This is a genomic window from Sphingomonas sp. PP-CE-1G-424, from assembly GCF_004341085.1.
GTDB lineage: Bacteria > Pseudomonadota > Alphaproteobacteria > Sphingomonadales > Sphingomonadaceae > Sphingomonas.
Genome location: NZ_SLXW01000009.1, coordinates 1 through 16,048, shown reverse-complemented (window position 1 = coordinate 16,048; position 16,048 = coordinate 1). Strand labels below are relative to the sequence as shown.

The 16,048-nt window shown below is 64.1% G+C and carries 16 protein-coding genes and 1 tRNA gene; 13 read left to right on the top strand and 4 right to left on the bottom strand.

All coding sequences use genetic code 11. The features are described 5' to 3' along the window. The first annotated feature begins 10 nt into the window (after window positions 1-10). From C8J43_RS19090 to C8J43_RS19050, 9 genes are all read left to right on the top strand, one after another. The gene (locus C8J43_RS19090) at window positions 11-2,167 is read left to right on the top strand and encodes a sodium-translocating pyrophosphatase (protein WP_133032213.1); all 2,157 of its coding nucleotides are present in this window, start codon (window positions 11-13) and stop codon (window positions 2,165-2,167) included. A gap of 210 nt (window positions 2,168-2,377) precedes the next feature. Next, on the top strand, window positions 2,378-3,853 hold the full coding sequence (locus tag C8J43_RS19085) for a site-specific DNA-methyltransferase (protein ID WP_133032212.1): 1,476 nt from the start codon (window positions 2,378-2,380) through the stop codon (window positions 3,851-3,853). Window positions 3,854-4,033: 180 nt separating this feature from the next. Beyond that, the gene (infA, locus tag C8J43_RS19080) at window positions 4,034-4,252 is read left to right on the top strand and encodes a translation initiation factor IF-1 (protein ID WP_031441079.1); all 219 of its coding nucleotides are present in this window, start codon (window positions 4,034-4,036) and stop codon (window positions 4,250-4,252) included. Between the two features lie 45 nt (window positions 4,253-4,297). Continuing rightward, entirely contained in the window at window positions 4,298-4,864 is a 567-nt protein-coding gene (locus C8J43_RS19075) for a nucleoside triphosphate pyrophosphatase (RefSeq protein WP_133032211.1), read from the top strand. Further along, window positions 4,857-5,816, top strand: coding sequence for a ribonuclease (locus tag C8J43_RS19070; protein WP_133032210.1), 960 nt, complete (start codon window positions 4,857-4,859; stop codon window positions 5,814-5,816). The genes C8J43_RS19075 and C8J43_RS19070 overlap by 8 nt, the downstream gene beginning before the upstream one ends. Continuing rightward, window positions 5,813-5,998, top strand: a complete 186-nt coding sequence (gene yacG / locus C8J43_RS19065; RefSeq protein ID WP_060525858.1) for a DNA gyrase inhibitor YacG — start codon at window positions 5,813-5,815, stop codon at window positions 5,996-5,998. The genes C8J43_RS19070 and yacG overlap by 4 nt, the downstream gene beginning before the upstream one ends. A gap of 53 nt (window positions 5,999-6,051) precedes the next feature. Continuing rightward, a tRNA-Phe gene (locus tag C8J43_RS19060) sits at window positions 6,052-6,127 on the top strand. 160 nt (window positions 6,128-6,287) lie between these two features. After that, complete coding sequence (locus tag C8J43_RS19055) at window positions 6,288-7,544, top strand: integrase arm-type DNA-binding domain-containing protein (protein ID WP_133032209.1); 1,257 nt, start codon at window positions 6,288-6,290, stop codon at window positions 7,542-7,544. Between the two features lie 13 nt (window positions 7,545-7,557). Continuing rightward, entirely contained in the window at window positions 7,558-8,337 is a 780-nt protein-coding gene (locus tag C8J43_RS19050) for a helix-turn-helix domain-containing protein (protein WP_243645685.1), read from the top strand. A gap of 200 nt (window positions 8,338-8,537) precedes the next feature. On the opposite strand, the gene C8J43_RS19045 is transcribed toward C8J43_RS19050, so the two are convergent. Next, window positions 8,538-9,737, bottom strand: coding sequence for an integrase arm-type DNA-binding domain-containing protein (locus tag C8J43_RS19045; protein WP_133032208.1), 1,200 nt, complete (start codon window positions 9,735-9,737; stop codon window positions 8,538-8,540). 64 nt (window positions 9,738-9,801) lie between these two features. On the opposite strand from C8J43_RS19045, the gene C8J43_RS19040 reads away from it, so the two are divergent. The 4 genes from C8J43_RS19040 to C8J43_RS19030 all read left to right on the top strand — a co-directional run bounded on the left by C8J43_RS19040 (window position 9,802) and on the right by C8J43_RS19030 (window position 11,858). Beyond that, window positions 9,802-10,005 carry a hypothetical protein gene (locus C8J43_RS19040; protein ID WP_133032207.1) on the top strand — a complete coding sequence of 68 codons (204 nt, stop codon included), beginning with the start codon at window positions 9,802-9,804 and terminating at the stop codon, window positions 10,003-10,005. A 372-nt stretch (window positions 10,006-10,377) separates the two neighbouring features. Then, on the top strand, window positions 10,378-10,554 hold the full coding sequence (locus tag C8J43_RS22030; protein ID WP_165899690.1) for a hypothetical protein: 177 nt from the start codon (window positions 10,378-10,380) through the stop codon (window positions 10,552-10,554). Window positions 10,555-10,594: 40 nt separating this feature from the next. Then, a complete protein-coding gene (locus C8J43_RS19035; protein ID WP_133032206.1) occupies window positions 10,595-10,924 on the top strand; it encodes a helix-turn-helix transcriptional regulator in 330 nt (109 codons plus the stop codon). A 61-nt stretch (window positions 10,925-10,985) separates the two neighbouring features. Further along, window positions 10,986-11,858: a reverse transcriptase family protein gene (locus C8J43_RS19030; protein ID WP_165899689.1), complete on the top strand. Its 873-nt coding sequence runs from the start codon at window positions 10,986-10,988 to the stop codon at window positions 11,856-11,858. A 1,109-nt stretch (window positions 11,859-12,967) separates the two neighbouring features. On the opposite strand, the gene C8J43_RS19025 is transcribed toward C8J43_RS19030, so the two are convergent. The 3 genes from C8J43_RS19025 to C8J43_RS19015 all read right to left on the bottom strand — a co-directional run bounded on the left by C8J43_RS19025 (window position 12,968) and on the right by C8J43_RS19015 (window position 15,935). Continuing rightward, the gene (locus tag C8J43_RS19025; RefSeq protein ID WP_133032204.1) at window positions 12,968-13,765 is read right to left on the bottom strand and encodes a DNA adenine methylase; all 798 of its coding nucleotides are present in this window, start codon (window positions 13,763-13,765) and stop codon (window positions 12,968-12,970) included. 407 nt (window positions 13,766-14,172) lie between these two features. Then, the gene (locus C8J43_RS19020) at window positions 14,173-15,387 is read right to left on the bottom strand and encodes an SGNH/GDSL hydrolase family protein (protein WP_133032203.1); all 1,215 of its coding nucleotides are present in this window, start codon (window positions 15,385-15,387) and stop codon (window positions 14,173-14,175) included. Further along, a complete protein-coding gene (locus tag C8J43_RS19015; RefSeq protein WP_133032202.1) occupies window positions 15,384-15,935 on the bottom strand; it encodes a hypothetical protein in 552 nt (183 codons plus the stop codon). The genes C8J43_RS19020 and C8J43_RS19015 overlap by 4 nt, the downstream gene beginning before the upstream one ends. Window positions 15,936-16,048 lie beyond the last annotated feature (113 nt).

The window sequence follows — 16,048 nt, the reverse complement described above, 5'->3', positions numbered from 1 at the left end:
ATAGCGCCGTATGACGACCGTCTATTTGGCCATGATCTGCGGCGTCATCGCCGTCCTATATGGTTTCGTCACCAGTCGACAGGTGCTCGCCGCCTCCCCCGGCAACGCAAAGATGCAAGACATCGCAGCCGCCATTCAGGAAGGCGCCAAGGCCTATCTCGGCCGCCAATACACCACGATCGCGATCGTCGGCGTCATCGTCGCGGCGATCCTGCTCTTCACGCTCGGGCGTATCTCGACGATCGGCTTCGTCATCGGCGCGGTGCTCTCGGGCGTCGCCGGCTATGTCGGGATGAACATCTCTGTCCGCGCCAACGTGCGGACTGCGGAGGCTGCACGCACCTCTCTGCAGGCCGGCCTGACGCTGGCGTTCCGATCGGGCGCGGTCACCGGCATGCTCGTGGCGGGTCTCGGCCTGCTCGCGATCAGCGCGTTCTTCTGGTACCTCACCGGACCCGCGGGCCATGCGCCCAACGACCGGATCATCGTCGAGGCGCTGACCGCACTCGCATTCGGCGCATCGCTGATCTCGATCTTCGCGCGCTTAGGCGGCGGCATCTTCACCAAGGCGGCGGACGTCGGCGCGGATCTGGTTGGCAAGGTCGAGGCGGGCATCCCCGAGGACGACCCCCGTAACCCCGCCGTGATCGCGGATAACGTCGGCGACAATGTCGGCGACTGCGCCGGCATGGCCGCCGATCTGTTCGAGACCTACGTCGTTACACTCGGCGTCACGATGATCTCGATCGCGCTGCTGATCCAGGCGAGCGGCGCCGAGCTGATGCGGCTGATGACGCTCCCGCTGCTCGTCGGCGGGGTGTGCATCGTCACCTCGATCATCGGCACCTACATGGTGCGGCTCGGTGGCGGCAGCATCATGGGCGCGCTCTACAAGGGCTTCTTCACCTCGACGATCCTGTCGATCCCGGCGATCTACCTCGCCACGCAGTACGTGCTCGGCGACCTCCACCGCGTCATCGGCGGCGCAGGCTTCCTTGATCCGACGACGGACGACCTCACCACGCAGGCCGCACCGTCGCTGACGCAGAGCTTCACCGGCATGGACCTGTTCTGGTCGATGATGATCGGGCTCGTCGTCACCGGGCTGATCGTGTGGATCACCGAATATTATACCGGCACCAATCACCGCCCGGTCCAGTCGATCGCCAAGGCCTCGGAGACCGGCCACGGCACCAACGTCATCCAGGGCCTCGCCATCAGCCTCGAATCCACCGCGCTGCCGACGCTCGTCATCGTCGTCGCGGTGATCGTCGCGTACCAGCTCGCCGGGATCATCGGCATCGCCTTCGCCGCCACCGCGATGCTCGCACAGGCCGGCATGGTGGTTGCGCTCGACGCCTATGGCCCTGTCACCGACAACGCCGGCGGCATCGCAGAAATGGCAGGGCTGCCCGACGATGTCCGGCAGAGAACCGATGCGCTCGACGCTGTCGGTAACACCACCAAGGCGGTGACCAAGGGCTACGCGATCGGCTCGGCCGGGCTCGCCGCTCTGGTCCTGTTCGGCGCGTACACGACCGATCTCGCGACGTATTTCCCCGACGTCACGGTCGATTTCAGCCTCAGCAACCCATACGTGATCGTGGGCCTGCTGCTCGGCGCGCTGCTCCCGTATTTGTTCGGCGCGTTCGGGATGACCGCCGTCGGTCGCGCAGCGGGCGCCGTTGTCGAGGAAGTCCGCGAGCAGTTCCGCAACAACCCCGGCATCATGCTCGGCACCAGCCGCCCCGACTACGCACGGACGGTCGACCTCGTTACCAAGGCAGCTATCCGGGAGATGATAGTACCCTCGCTGCTCCCGGTGCTGTCGCCACTCGCCGTGTACTTCATCATCACCGCGGTTGCGGGCCAGGCCGCCGGCTTCGCCTCGCTCGGCGCGATGCTGCTGGGCGTGATCGTCTCCGGGCTGTTCGTCGCGATCTCGATGACGTCTGGCGGCGGCGCATGGGACAACGCCAAGAAATACATCGAGGACGGCAATCACGGCGGCAAGGGATCCGAGGCGCACAAGGCCGCGATCACCGGCGACACCGTCGGCGACCCCTACAAGGACACGGCGGGTCCCGCGGTGAACCCCATGATCAAAATCACCAACATCGTCGCTCTGCTGCTGCTGGCCGCACTGGCCGGCGGCGGGGTGGGTTGATCGAACCGGATCGCCGAGCGGCCAAGTTATGCTGACCGCTCGGCAATCACCGGCGCCAATTCGGAAAAGGCGGTCGTACCGCATTTCCAAAGTATAGATTCGCCGAACACGAGGGTTGAGTGCCGGAAAGTGTCCACTGCGGATCATATCCGCCGACTACGGATGCATCTCGCTTGGACGCACGGGCGATAGTCCCCGCATCCTCCGGAGATGCGCAACCGTCCCGAGAATCACCTCTTCTACGGCGACAATCTCGCCGTCCTCCGCAAGGAGATCGCCGACGCAAGCGTCGACCTGATCTATCTCGACCCGCCGTTCAATTCGAACGCGAACTACGGCATTCTTTTCAAGGAACCGGACGGCAAGTCCTCCAACGCGCAGATCGAGGCGTTCGAGGATACCTGGCATTGGAACGAACGCGCCGAAGACGCCTTCGACCAGGTTGCACGCAGCGGCCGCACCAAGGCGTTCGACCTGCTCAATGCAATGCGCGGGTTCCTCGGCGACAACGACATGATGGCGTATCTGGCGATGATGGCGGTCCGCCTGCTCGAACTCCACCGCGTGCTAAAACCGACCGGCAGCCTGTATCTGCACTGCGATCCGACCGCGAGCCATTACCTGAAGCTCCTGCTCGACGCGATCTTCGGCAAGCGGCATTTCCAGAACGAAATCATCTGGAGCTATCGGCGGTGGCCGTCGGTCTCGCACCGGTTCCAGCGGATGCACGATTGCCTATTATTCTATACCAAAAGCGAGACGGGCAACGTGTTCAACACGCTGACCGGGCCGCAGTCGCCGAGTTCGCTCAAGAGGTGGAAGGGCGCGATGCAGAAGGTCACGTTCATGGCCGATGGCACACGAAATCCAACCCGGGAATCCGGTGTCTCCGTGGGCGTCGCGATGAATGACGTCTGGGAAATTCCGATCATCGCGCCCGTTTCGAAGGAACGGCTCGGCTATCCGACGCAGAAGCCGGTGGCGCTGCTGGAGCGGATCATCGCCGCCTCGTCGAACGAAGGCGATGTCGTGCTAGACCCGTTCTGCGGCTGCGGCACGGCCGTACACGCGGCGGAGAAGCTCAAGCGGCAATGGATCGGGATCGACGTGACCCATCTTGCCATCTCGCTGATCGAAAAGCGCATGAAGGATGCGTTCCCCGCCGTCACCTTCACGGTCGAGGGCACGCCAAAGGATCTCGCCTCCGCCTATGATCTGGCGTTGCGCGACAAATATCAGTTCCAGTGGTGGGCAGTGTCGATGGTCGACGCGCTGCCGTTCGGTGGCCGGAAGAAGGGCGCGGACGGCGGGATCGACGGGCTGATCTATTTCAACGACCACGACGCCGCATCGGGGAAGATGGTCACGCACCGTGCGATCGTCTCGGTGAAGGGCGGGCGCAACCCCGACACGGCCATGGTCGAGACGCTCGCGGCGACGATCGCGCGCGAGAAGGCGCCGATCGGCATCCTCATCATGAACGCCAAGCCGACACGCGAGATGGAGCGCCGCGCCGCCGCGGTCGGCATCTACCGCGCCGGTGTCGAGGAGACGTTTCCCAGGCTCCAGATCCTGACGCTCGCCGACCTGTTCCAGGGAAAGCGCCCCCGCATCCCCAATGTCGACCGCGCCGCCTTCCGCCGCGCCGCCCGCGAGGCGACCGCGCTTCAACCCAGCCTGTTGTGACGAATCTCGTCCGCCGCTCGCGTCTGACGCTCTTGTCCAATCGCAGTCGAACGCCGATATACAGATAACGCATGCGGGTGCGGGCGTCACGCCTGTGCGCGCTGTTGGCCGTGCTTTCCTTTTTCGCGAACCTGCGGTAAGGGCGCTCGTCCCGAAATTCCCCCAATTCAGAGATTATATTTGGCCAAGGAAGAACTGCTCGAGATGCGCGGCCGCGTGGTGGAACTCCTCCCCAACGCGATGTTCCGGGTTCAGCTCGAAAACGACCACGAGATTCTCGGTCACACCGCCGGCAAGATGCGTAAGAACCGCATCCGCGTGCTGGTCGGCGACGAGGTGCTGTGCGAACTCACGCCGTACGATCTGACCAAGGGTCGCATCACCTACCGCTTCAAATAAGCCCGTGGGTGCCTAGGCGCCTGCCGCTTCTATAACGAGGCACCAATGCTGGTCCTGGCCTCTTCCTCGCCCCGCCGCCGCGATCTGCTCGCACGGCTCGGCGTCGTGCCGTCGCGCGTGGAATCCCCCGATATCGACGAGAGCCCGCGCAAGGCCGAACCGCCCCGCGCCTATGCGCTTCGCCTCGCTATCGAGAAGGCAAGTGCCGTCGCGCGCGCCGAGGGTGAGATCGTGCTCGCCGGCGACACCACGATCGCGCTTGGCAGCCGTATCCTGCCGCCCGCCGACACGCTCGAGATCCAGCGCGAGCTGCTCGGCAAGCTTTCGGGGCGGCGTCATCATTGTCTGTCCGCGGTCTGCGTGATCGACGCAACCGGCAAGGTCCGGACGCGCATCGCCGATACGATCGTTGCGTTCAAGCCGCTCTCCCCTGCCGAGATCGACGATTATCTCGCGTGCGGCGAAGGGCTGGGCAAGGCCGGCGGCTACGCGATCCAGGGCCGCGCGGAGGCATTCGTCCGTTTCCTGTCGGGCAGTCATTCGGGGGTGGTCGGCTTGCCCCTGTTCGAAACGCGCGCGCTGTTGAAGACCGCAGGCGTCGCGCTTGCCTGACTCGGGGCCTACATGGCTCTACGAAGCCGGTATCGGCGAGGCGCGCGCCGCGCTGGTGGACGATGATCAGATTGTCGAAGCTGCGATCGAACTCGACACCGAGGCACTGAAGGTCGGCCTCGTCGCCCGCGCGCGGCTCGTCGAACTCCTCCCGGGCCGTCGCGGTCGCGTCATGCTCGACGGCGGCGAGGCGCTGATCAACCACCTCCCCCCCGGCATCACGCAGGGCGCTAGCCTCACCGTCGAGATCGTCCGCGAAGCCCTCCCCGAAGCGGGCCGTGCGAAGCTCGCCAAGGCCGTCCCCAGCGACCTGCCGCCCTGCCCCGCCCCGACACTGTACGAGCGCCTTATGGCGACCGGACTGCCCATCCGCAGCCCGCGCGCCCACGAACCCGACGCGTTGGAGGCGGCGGGCTGGTCCGAACTCCTCGACGAGTCTGTAAGCGGCGAGATCGTGTTCCCGCTCGGCGCGCTCCGGCTATCGCCAACGCCGGCGATGACTCTGTTCGACGTCGACGGCGCACCGCCACTGGATACGCTCGCAGTCGCCGCCGCTCATGGCGTGGCGCGGGCGATACGCCGACACGGCATCGGCGGCTCGATCGGGATCGATTTCCCGACGATCGCCGGCAAGTCGCAGCGCAACGCCGTCGCTGCTGCGATCGACGAGTCCCTGCCGCAACCGTTCGAGCGCACCGCGATGAACGGGTTCGGTTTTCTGCAGATCGTCCGGCCAAGGCCCCGCGCGTCGATCCCCGAGATCCTCCGCGCCGATCCGGTTGGCGCCGCGACCCGCGCGGCACTCCGTACGCTCGAACGCACGCCGCCGACCGCCTCGCGCCGCCACACCCTGCCCGCAGCCGTCCATGCACGTCTGATGACGCGCCCGGATTGGCTCGCGGAACTCACGCGCCGTACGGGCGTCGTCCACGAACTGGAGAGTGCCCGATGACGCCCACCGCCCCCACCGTCAAATGCCCGATCTGCGACCAGCCTGCGGTGGCCGAGTACAAGCCGTTCTGCTCGAGCCGCCACCGCGACCGCGACCTGTTGCAGTGGCTCGGCGAAGGCTATCGCATTCCCGGCCGATCAATTGCGCAAACGGGGCTGGACAGCGCCGAAGACCCCGACTAAACGCGCCCTTCCGATCGCAAGGTCGGACGCTTCTCCGGTCCCTGACCGGACGTGCCCGGATAGCTCAGTTGGTAGAGCATGCGACTGAAAATCGCAGTGTCGGCGGTTCGACCCCGTCTCCGGGCACCATTCACCCCCGCCATCGACCGTCATAGCCAGTCAAATAGCACGCAATTCCGGGCTTTTGCAGGCTTTCAGATGCCGTCAGGAGCCTCCATAAGCCGCCATGTTAGGCGGGGGCATTCGGGGGCATTATGGGGGCATGGTTTTTTAGAGCTGGGGGCATCGGTTGCTAACCGACCTTCAGTGCAAGTCGCCCCCGATCAACGGGAAGTCGAAGCTGTTCGACGGGCATGGGCTCTATCTCGAAATTCTGAAGTCGGGTGCTCGATCCTGGCGTTGGAAGTACCGCATCCACGGCAAGGAGAAGCGGCTGACGTTCGGTCTATATCCGGACGTGTCGCTGAAGAAGGCGCGAATCGCGCGGGAACAAGCCGCAGCGCTGCTTCGGTCGGGTGTGGATCCGTCAATCGATCGCCTCGTGCAGGCCGCGCAGGCGGCAGCGCAGAGCGAGCACACGTTCAGGTCAGTCGCGCTGACATGGCACGCCAGCCAATCGAAGATGTTCAGCGACAGACACGCGAAGCACGTTCTGCGAACCTTGGAGAACGACGTCTTCCCGGCGATTGGCAAGATTCCGATCGCGCAGATCACGTCGCCGCAGATCGTAGCGTTGCTTCGAGCGATCGAATCGCGTGGGTCGGCGGACGTAGCGCATCGGGCCCGGCAGCGGATCTCGGACATCTTCGTCCATGCGATCGCCAGCGCGATCGCGACGAACAACCCCGCGGCGGAAATGGGCAAAGCGCTCGGCAGGATTCGGCGCGGCCGCTATCCCGCGGTGCAAACGATCGTCGAGGCGCGGAAGCTGCTGACGGTCGTGGAGAGCCGTCGCGTCTATCCGCTGACGCGGTTGGCATCGAGGTTGCTCGCGCTGACCGCGGTACGATCGGGCGTGTTGCGTCTCGCCGAGGTGCACGAGTTCGAGGATCTGAACGGCGATTCGCCGATCTGGCGAATTCCCGCTGCGAAGATGAAGCTTGCGCAGGAACGCCGGAACGACCCAGCGTACGAATTCATCGTGCCGTTATCGCGCCAGGCGGTCGAGATCGTGCAGGTCGCGATCGGCTTCAGCGACGCGAAGGGGCTGATCTTCCGCTCGATCAGGTTCGCGAATCGGCCGATCAGCGACAGTACGATCAGCAAGTTATATCGCGAGGCTGGGTACGCGGGAATTCACCTGCCGCACGGCTGGCGGGCAACCTTCTCGACTGTGATGAACAGGCTTGCGGCCGAGGAAGATCGCAAGGGCGATCGGGAGGTCATCGATCTGATGCTGGCGCACGTCGCCGGCAGCGTGGAGGCAATCTACAATCGCTACGCCTACATGCCGCGACGTCGCGAGATCGCGCAGGAATGGGCGGACATGCTCAGCGTGGGGCAGATGCTACCAGGGCAACTGATCGAGGGGCCTCGACACCCCTGATCGGAGGTGGCCTGTGAACGCCGTCGCGATCGGCGGCCGGTTCGCATCCGTTTTCCAGCAGGCAACCGCTAGCGTCGGCGCGCGTCGCCGATCGCAGTCGGGTGCCCCTCATCCAACTGGTGCGCCGGTACGTCGTGACAGTCGCGAGGCGGGCACCTTCGAAGATATGTTCTGGTTCGTCCCGGCGAAGGGAGAGACCGACAAGCTGCTCCTGACCGCTCGACGTGCGCTTGATGCTGGCAGACGGCTGCGGCGCGACGAAAGGGCAGGTGCGCGCACCCTGAGCGTTTCCGAGCGCAAGATCACCAAGCTCACCGCGGGCGCGGTGCGCGTCTTCGAGGAAATGCTTACCCTTGCGCGGCTCAATCAGGGCAAGGTGTTCCCCTCTTACGACTATCTAAGCGAAGCAACTTCGCTCGGCCGCCGTACCGTAGCGCGAAGCATACGGATCCTCGAGGACGTTGGATTTGTGCTCCGGCAACGGCGTTTCAAACGCGTCGAGGAAGAGGGCGCCAAGCCGAGGTATGTACAAACATCGAATGCCTACCGCCCGACTTTAGCGCAGGCGGTGTTGGCGTACCTGCCGCGCTGGATGCGGCCTGCGCCCGTCCCCGTCGACCAGCTTCAGAGGGACGCTGAGCGGCACGAAGATTGCCAGCACATGCTTTCGCAGCTGAACTGCCGCGAGCTCGCCAGGGCCACCCTGAGCGGCCCTATGGGGGATGCTCTTGCTCGCCTCGGTGCGCGCATCGATGCTCAGGGCGCGAGTGCCGAAACGGTCCTGAACCGCTGACAGATTCATAGATCTACGATCAAAAGGAGTCGCTACGCGACGCAGGTTTGATGCTCCCCCATGCCGCAACGGCCTGACCCGATAACCCGACCGCCAAGACCCGGCTGTCGGAGCGAGGCGGCTTGCGCCGCCCCGGGGCTATCGAGGGGGAGGAGCACGAGCGGTGCCAACGGCTTCAGGCGTCGCGCATGCGGCGCTGATCAGATGTCGACCAACAGATCCGCCCACTCCTGGAACAGATCGCGCAGACGCTGAAGGCGCTCGCTCCGATCGTACGCGGCTTTGACCTTGTCCTTCGGCGTATGCGCCAGCGCCCGCTCGATGTCGGCGCCGTCCGATCCCCGCTCATTCATCACCGTCGAGAACGACGCGCGCCAGCCGTGCGGGACATGCCGCCCTTCGAACCCCGCACGATCGTACAGCGCGCCGATCGACTTCTCGCCGATCATCCGGCCCGCGCCGCAATCGAAGATTAAACCATGCATATTTGCATCGTCCCGATGCATATTCCCGCGGATCTCGCGCATAAGCGCGACCGCCTGGTGCGACAGCGGCACCGCGTGATCGTTCTTCGCATCGAGCTTCTTCGCTGCCGCCAGCTTCATCCGCGCGGCCGGTACCCGCCAAAGCGGCGCGGCCCCGTCGAGATCCTCGATCTCCTCCCAGCGCGCGCCGCGTACCGCGGCGAAACGGACCGCGGTCAGTGCCAGGAATCGCGACGCGTGTTTCACCACCGGCGCGACGTCGACAAGCTCGGCCGCGGCGAGCAGCGCGCGCGCATCCTCGATCTCGAGTAGCGCGGGATGGTGCTGTGCCGGCGCCGGCGGGGTGAGCGCGCGGCTGACGATCGCCGCAGGATCCTGGTCGACCAGGTCCTCCGCCATCGCATAGGCGAATACGGCCGAGATCCGCTGGCGGACGCGGCTGGCCGTAACCAGGCTGCCGCGCTCCTCGATGACGCGCAGCGCGTTCAGGATCACCGGCACGGTAACGGCGCCGATCGGCATCGCGCCGATCGCCGGGAACACGTCGCGCTCAAGGCTCGCCATCACGTCGCCGGCATGCACTTCCGTCCAGCGCCGGCGCATGTGGGCGTGCCACTGGCGCGCGACGTCCCCGAAAGCACGTGCCTTGCCGGTTTGCGCAAGTTCGCAAGTTCTCGGATCCTCGCCGCGGCCGAGCTGCTCGCGCACCTGGTCGCACCGATCCCGGGCGGCATCGAGCGTCACCTCGGGAACAGCGCCGATCGTCAGCAGCTGCTCTTTGCCGCCGAGGCGATACTTAATGCGGAACGACTTCCTCCCGGTCGGCGCCACGTAGAGGTGCAGGCCGCCTTGATCGAACAGCTTGTAGGCGGCCGCGCGCGGCCGCGCGGTTTTCACCGCAGCGTTAGTCAGCATACTGGTTCCATGTTAGCTAGTTACCACGACCACTTGGGAGACGAAGTCGATGGTAAACGAGGATATGAAGGCGACCGAAGCTTTGACGCATCGCCTTTTCACTGCGTTGGCAGATCAGAAGAGCGTCGATGTGTTCATCGACGGCATCGATTTTCCGCTTCGAGCCAGAGACGCTACCAGCTCTGAGGGGGTGCTGAAGATCACGACTGATCAGTTTGAGTGGCACGTCCGGGAAAGCCGGCTACTTGCGCTGAACTGGGAATCATAACGAGTTGCGGCGGAGAGGCCCTTCGCTGCAACCACTCTGCGAGGCAGACACTCCCGGCTGAATTTTTGTCGCTGGCAGCGAACAGAGTGTTGACTCTTACGTTGCGTCGTTTAGATAGGCTTCAGCATTCGGGAAAAAGGCAACATCCCACTCAACCTCTGGGTGAGCAATCACCTGCGGGACCAGCTCCGGCCGGTCCTCCTACTTGTCGGCTCGTGTGGAGGCACCCCGCCCGGGGACCGCCGCCGGCCCCGATAAGGCGCGCCCGTGTGGAGCGGGCGCGAAGGGTTAGGGGGGTGCTTCATCTCTCGTTGTCACTGCTGCGGTGGAGCTGGCCTTAATTCTGAGGCGAGTATGCAGGAGTGAGTACCTATGGGTTCTTTACCCGTACCGGATGCCGAGAAGAAGCGTGCGGAGGATAGTCGAAAGGTGCATCCTATCAAGGATGCGCTTCTGAAACCGAAGACCTGGACGACCATGTTGGCGATTCTTAGAGCAATCTATGGAATCATTCGTGTGGTCGCGAAGATCGGGGAAATGCTTACGTAAGTCCCCTTTAATTCCTTCCAACGTCTAGTTGGAGACGATCATGTATGAACGAGCGCTAAAAACATTAAGACTTTATCATAGGCTTACTCAGTCGGAGTTAGCCGAACAGCTTGGCATGTCCCGATCATATCTTAATGAAATTGAACGAAAGCGGAAAGAGCCAAGTTTAGACATACTCACGAAATACGCAGAGCGCTTTGACATCCCTTTATCATCGCTCATGCTTTTCGCCGAGCAGACCCAGAGTCCTAAGCTTGATCGAGCGCGTCTCTATGTCGCTGACAAGGTGCTCAAGATGCTGGAATGGATAGCGGAAGACGATCAAGATGCCAAAAGCGAACTGGAAAAGCAACCAACCCATACCCATTGAGCGGTGTCACCTGTACGGCATTCGCTCCCCGCACGCGCTTGCGAACCGGCTTAAGTGGGACTTGAACAAGCTCGACCAGCTAGCTGCCTACGGCGGCTACAAGGTCTATCCGCACAAGCAGACCGGTCGCATGATCCAAGAGCCAGGTGAGGCTCTGCAAACCCTTCACCGTAAAATCCATCACTACCTCGTACGCGTTGAGGCACCGGCCTACCTTCACTCAGCGGTCAAGGGTCGATCCTACGTCTCGAATGCTGAAGCGCATGTCGGCGCTGGTGGGCTCGTCAAGCTGGATATCGCCAAGTTCTACCAGTCAGTGCCCCAGCACAAGGTTATGCACTTCTTCCGCGATGTGATGCATTGTGCCCCGGATGTGGCAGGGTTGCTCGCGAACCTGATCTGCTTTCACGGCAAGCTGGCAACTGGCAGCGCCGCGAGCCCGATTATTTCCTACTATACCTACAAGGGCTTATTCGACGAACTGAAGGCGCTGGCCGATCGTCGGGGTCTCACCATGACCTGCTACGTCGACGATATTACCATGTCGGGACGCGGTGCAGGGCGGGCGGTGCTCCACGAGGCGCGGACCCTTATCTTCCGTGCTGGCTTACGCGCGCACAAGGACTGCGACTTCCGGCCAGGAGCGCCGCGACTCGTTACGGGGGTCATTGTCGGTGACACGGGCATCGATCTGCCATTCTCACGCTGGCAGAAGATCCGCGAGGCGGTGCGCGAAGTCGAAGAATGCGTCGATCCTGTGCAGCGGTTGGAGAAATACCCGAAGCTTGTCTCGCGCCTCTACGAAGCGGCACAAATCAACGACCGATGCATGACGCGTGCACGCTATCACCATGAACAGTGGCGTGTATTGAAGCGCAATCTACAGGCAGCCGCCCTGAATGCCGGTCAAGGTCAGCCGCTGGCTGCTGCCTAACGCCTGAGCGATCGGGTATCTGTGGCGTAGGAGGTGGACGACGAATGTCCCCTCAACTCTCCATTCCAGACATTCCCGGACGGCGGATATCCTATCCGCCGCCACCACGCCTTTCAGCGGGTTTGGGCGCAGGCCGTCCCCCGATTTCGGGTCATCGATACCCCGGCCGCTTTCGCCCACACCCGGACTTTCAGGCTGGCGATCAAGGCTCCCGATAACGACCGTTCGTTAAGCGCATCTTCCCGTTTCTCCGTCTCCAACAGGCCATTTCGGGAAGACGGATCGGTAGCAAGCGGCCGATTGCTGACATTCGCCCTTGGTGTACAGCCGTAGGAAAGGATCGGAGTGGCAGGCGATGTTAGGAAGCTGGATTACCGTATTCGCTGCTGTGACCCTTGTTACGGGGACCAGCGGATCAGCGCCTTCCATTGATAGGGCGTCATCTACGATATGTGCATCTGGCTCCCCCCGAGATCAAATCCAGGTCCGCGTATTTCCCATCACCATTCAACGCCGCGTCTTTCCATCGCCTGATGAAATCATTGATCATGGAGGTAGCGCCTCGATGGTTCGACAATTCTGGCGCTTGGCGATGGCCGGCATTTGTGATCCGAATTTGCCAGAAGCTGATGCAAGATCAGCGATATTTGAGGCTCGGATCGTCGTCTTTGTAGAAGGGGAAAGGGATCGTAGCCCCCTTCTCCTAGAGTATCCAGACTGGCAGGATACCCCTGCGCCGGTCCGGGCGAGACTTAATGGAAGAACCGTTCTGGTGCCGGCAGCGGTCGTGCGCAAACTGCTCGACTATTCTAGAGTAGGTTGGCGAGACTAACTTCGTAAAGGGGGCGCCCGCCTTCTTCCTAACCCGGACATTCCAAAATTCGATCCTTTTTAGAAAGGCCGCAGCGTCAGGCGACGTCCGCTAACGCCATCTGCCTTCCCAATAGCGGACCGTCCGCTTTCCTTCCCATTCCGGACATTCCCGAACGGCGGATATTCCCTCCGCCGCTAGCACGCATTTCCGCCGGTTTTACGCGGCATGTACCCCGGTTTGGGGCAAGTGATACCCCGCCCCAAACCGCAGGATAGCTACTCGAAAGCACGAAGTTTCAGGCCGTTGCGTTCCGAATGACCAGCTCGGTGACCTTCTTCCCCCTGCCGGCCGCGGCCGTCGACAACGTCCATGTCGTCTCCACCTCGGCGATCGCGAAGCGCGCGAACGTCTCGCGGATGAACGGCGTGTCATTGATCGACATGATGAATTGGCCGCGGATTCCCGCGAGCTGCTCCGCCATCGCTCGATATTGGTCGCGGCCGAACTCGATCCCGTAGCCGGCCGTCTCGTCATACGGGGGGTCGAGGAAGAAGAGCGTGCCGTCGCCGTCGTAGCGTCGGATGACATCGGCATAGTCCAGCTGCTCGATAGTCACTGGCGCGAGACGATCGCGCAGCAGCTTCAGCTCCGCCCGCAGCTTGCCCAGGTCGATCCTTGAACCGATATCGCGGCGCACGCCGAAGGTCCGACCGACAACGCGGCCGCCAAAGGCCAAGCGCTGGAGGTACATGAACCGCACGGCGCGCTCGATGTCGGTAAGCAGCCGAGGATCCATCGCGTTCTGGCGATCGAACTCGGCGCGGCTGGCGATCAGCCAGCGCAGCTCGTCGACGAAGGGCTCGTAGTGCCGGCGGATGACGCGGAACAGGTTGGCGACGTCGCCGGAGAAGTCGTTGATCACTTCCACCGGCGCCGACGTCGGCCGGCGGAGGAAGACGCCGCCCATGCCGACGAACGGCTCGACATAGGCGCGGTGGGGTGTTGCCTCGATCAGCGCGCAAAGGCGCTTCGCCAGGTTACGCTTGCCCCCGAGATAGGCGGCGGGCGGCGCGGCGGCGATGGTGGCATGCATAGGTGGGCTTGGTCCTTCCGGATGAAAGCACTCGGCTACGCGCGCTGGTGGGGGCCGATCGGGACGATCGGCGGGTGCCCGCCGCGGATCGCGGCAGGATGTCGGAGACGGCGTATCGCCGTCGATCTCGATGAATTGGTGGGGTACTGCGCGGCCGACCCACCGGACGGACCGGGTGGTTAGCCGCGCAGACTCTGGGAACTACGCCCCGCGTATTTCCCCGAAGGGTCTTATATTCCACGGGCCACCCGGCGAACCGGTGACCCAGAGTGACCACGCGCGTGGGCCGGTCGTCGCGGCTAAGCTCCGGTCGGCGCTCGCAGCTATGTCAGATCGGCAAACGGGCGTCTATCAGAGGCTGTCGCGGCGTCAGCTCTGCCTTGGTGAGTGGCGCCGCGACAACCGCGCTACTGGAGCAGGTAGCGCAGCAGCGTCTGCGCCTCGACATCATAGGCCCAGCCGGCCTCATGGACACCGTCCGCGGTCGCGCCGTTGGCAACCGCCCCGGCGCGGCCTCCGAGCAACGCCTCGTCGTCGACGAACGCGCACCCGTTGGTCGAGGCGAGCGTAACGAGCGATGCCCGCCACTGCGCGCGGACCGCGTCCGATCCATATGCCGGCGCCGTGCCGGCGATCGACGGCCATTCGAGGATGCAATCGCCGGTCAGCTTCGCCCTGGTGATGATCGCCTGGACGTCCGCAACCGACGTCGCCAGCGGTACCGACGTGTTGAGGTTGTTGGTCCACAGGTTGATGATCGTCAGATCCGGCGCATAGTAACCGAGCGCGTTGAGCGGCGACCAGGGGTTGCTGACATCGGCTTGGTACCCGCTGACGACACCATAGACCGAGAAGTTGCTCACCTCGATCCCAGGCGTCGCACTGTCCCAGGCGATCATCCCGACGATGTTGACGAACCCGCCGGCGGTGCGGGTGATCACGATCGGGCTGGCGTCCTTCGTGGTGAAGGTGATCTCGCTCCGGATGATCGCGTTGGTCGCGTTCGCGGCGTTGAGCGTGAACGTCTCCGAGCCCTTGGAGACGGTGAACTGGCCCTGGCTTGGCGTCTGCACGAAGAAGATCGAAGCGCGGTCGACTGCGACCGAGGGCTGGAAATTGCCCGGGTTCGTGTTGCCGGTGGCGAGCGCGGCACCGCCGAGGGAGACGGACCCGCCCGACCAGGCAGAAAACCCCGTCCGGCGCGGATCATACGCCAGGACATCGGCGAGCGTCGCCATACCGCCAGCGCCGAACCAACTGTTCGTGCGCGTCGCCAGGCCCTGCTGTCCGAGCAGCGCCGCCAGGCGCGACGGGCGCGAGGATCCGAAGGCGTTGATCGTGAACTTCGCGCCGGTACCAGCGCCGGCGCCGAACGACTTGCTGTCGCCGACGATCGCCATCTTGCACGTCGCCAGCGCCGCGACCCGGATCTTGCTCCGGCACGCCCGCCACTTCGTGAGCGACGCGCCCTGCATGCTCGCTTCGCGTGCGAGCGTCGCGGTCTGCTGCTGCGCCTGCACGGCCAGCCCGCGCGCGGCCGGATCTACCTGTGCCGTCGCCGGCATGGCGACCATGCCGAAGGCGGCGAGCGCCATCAGCCGCCGCATGATCATCGAGATCACTGGCGGACTCCATAGGTGAGGGTCCCGGCCGAGACGGTCGCCGTGGCGCAGTAGGCGACGCCGGCGAGCGTCGGGATATCGACGATCTCGTTCGCGCTGCCGGTGAAGCTGCCCCAGGTCGACCCGCCGATCGTCAGCGGATTGATCGTCGCGCAGGCATCGACCGAGGTGCCGAGCGCGAAAGTGCCGGACCAGGTGCCGCGCAGGATAACGCGGATCCCGCGGCCGAGCTCGGGCGCGAGCGGGCCGATCGTCGCGACGCCGGCGGCGATCGTCGCCGCGCCCGACGTCGGAGTGACGGCCGAGCTGGTGACGGTACCGGTCAGCGCCGTCGACGCCGCGGCCGACAGCGGTACGGCCGACGTCGGGAACGGCGCGGTCGTGCTGACGGCAACGCAGGACTTGTCGGCCTGCTGGACACACGGCGCCTGCATGGGGGCGAAGCCCGCCGGCGCGGCGACCGAGTTGGCGGTACCGGCCTGCGCGCTGGCAAGCGACGGGACCATGATCAGCACGATCGCGCCGACCAGGTGCATGAGTTTCTTCATCGGAAAGTCCTTCGAAACAGGATCAGGCGCCGGCGATCGTGCGGAAGTTCGCCGCGGCGGTTGCCGCCTCGCGGATCGCCGCCTCGCGCTGTGCGGTCGTCGCGGCCGCGCGC

Bases quoted from the DNA above. Each gene is read 5' to 3' on its own strand.
- C8J43_RS19090 (WP_133032213.1), top strand. From the start codon at position 11: ATGACGACCGTCTATTTGGCCATGATCTGCGGCGTCATCGCCGTCCTA.
- C8J43_RS19085 (WP_133032212.1), top strand. From the start codon at position 2,378: ATGCGCAACCGTCCCGAGAATCACCTCTTCTACGGCGACAATCTCGCC.
- C8J43_RS19075 (WP_133032211.1), top strand. From the start codon at position 4,298: ATGCTGGTCCTGGCCTCTTCCTCGCCCCGCCGCCGCGATCTGCTCGCA.
- yacG (WP_060525858.1), top strand. From the start codon at position 5,813: ATGACGCCCACCGCCCCCACCGTCAAATGCCCGATCTGCGACCAGCCT.
- C8J43_RS19045 (WP_133032208.1), bottom strand. From the start codon at position 9,737: ATGCTGACTAACGCTGCGGTGAAAACCGCGCGGCCGCGCGCGGCCGCC.
- C8J43_RS19040 (WP_133032207.1), top strand. From the start codon at position 9,802: ATGAAGGCGACCGAAGCTTTGACGCATCGCCTTTTCACTGCGTTGGCA.
- C8J43_RS22030 (WP_165899690.1), top strand. From the start codon at position 10,378: ATGGGTTCTTTACCCGTACCGGATGCCGAGAAGAAGCGTGCGGAGGAT.
- C8J43_RS19035 (WP_133032206.1), top strand. From the start codon at position 10,595: ATGTATGAACGAGCGCTAAAAACATTAAGACTTTATCATAGGCTTACT.
- C8J43_RS19025 (WP_133032204.1), bottom strand. From the start codon at position 13,765: ATGCATGCCACCATCGCCGCCGCGCCGCCCGCCGCCTATCTCGGGGGC.
- C8J43_RS19015 (WP_133032202.1), bottom strand. From the start codon at position 15,935: ATGAAGAAACTCATGCACCTGGTCGGCGCGATCGTGCTGATCATGGTC.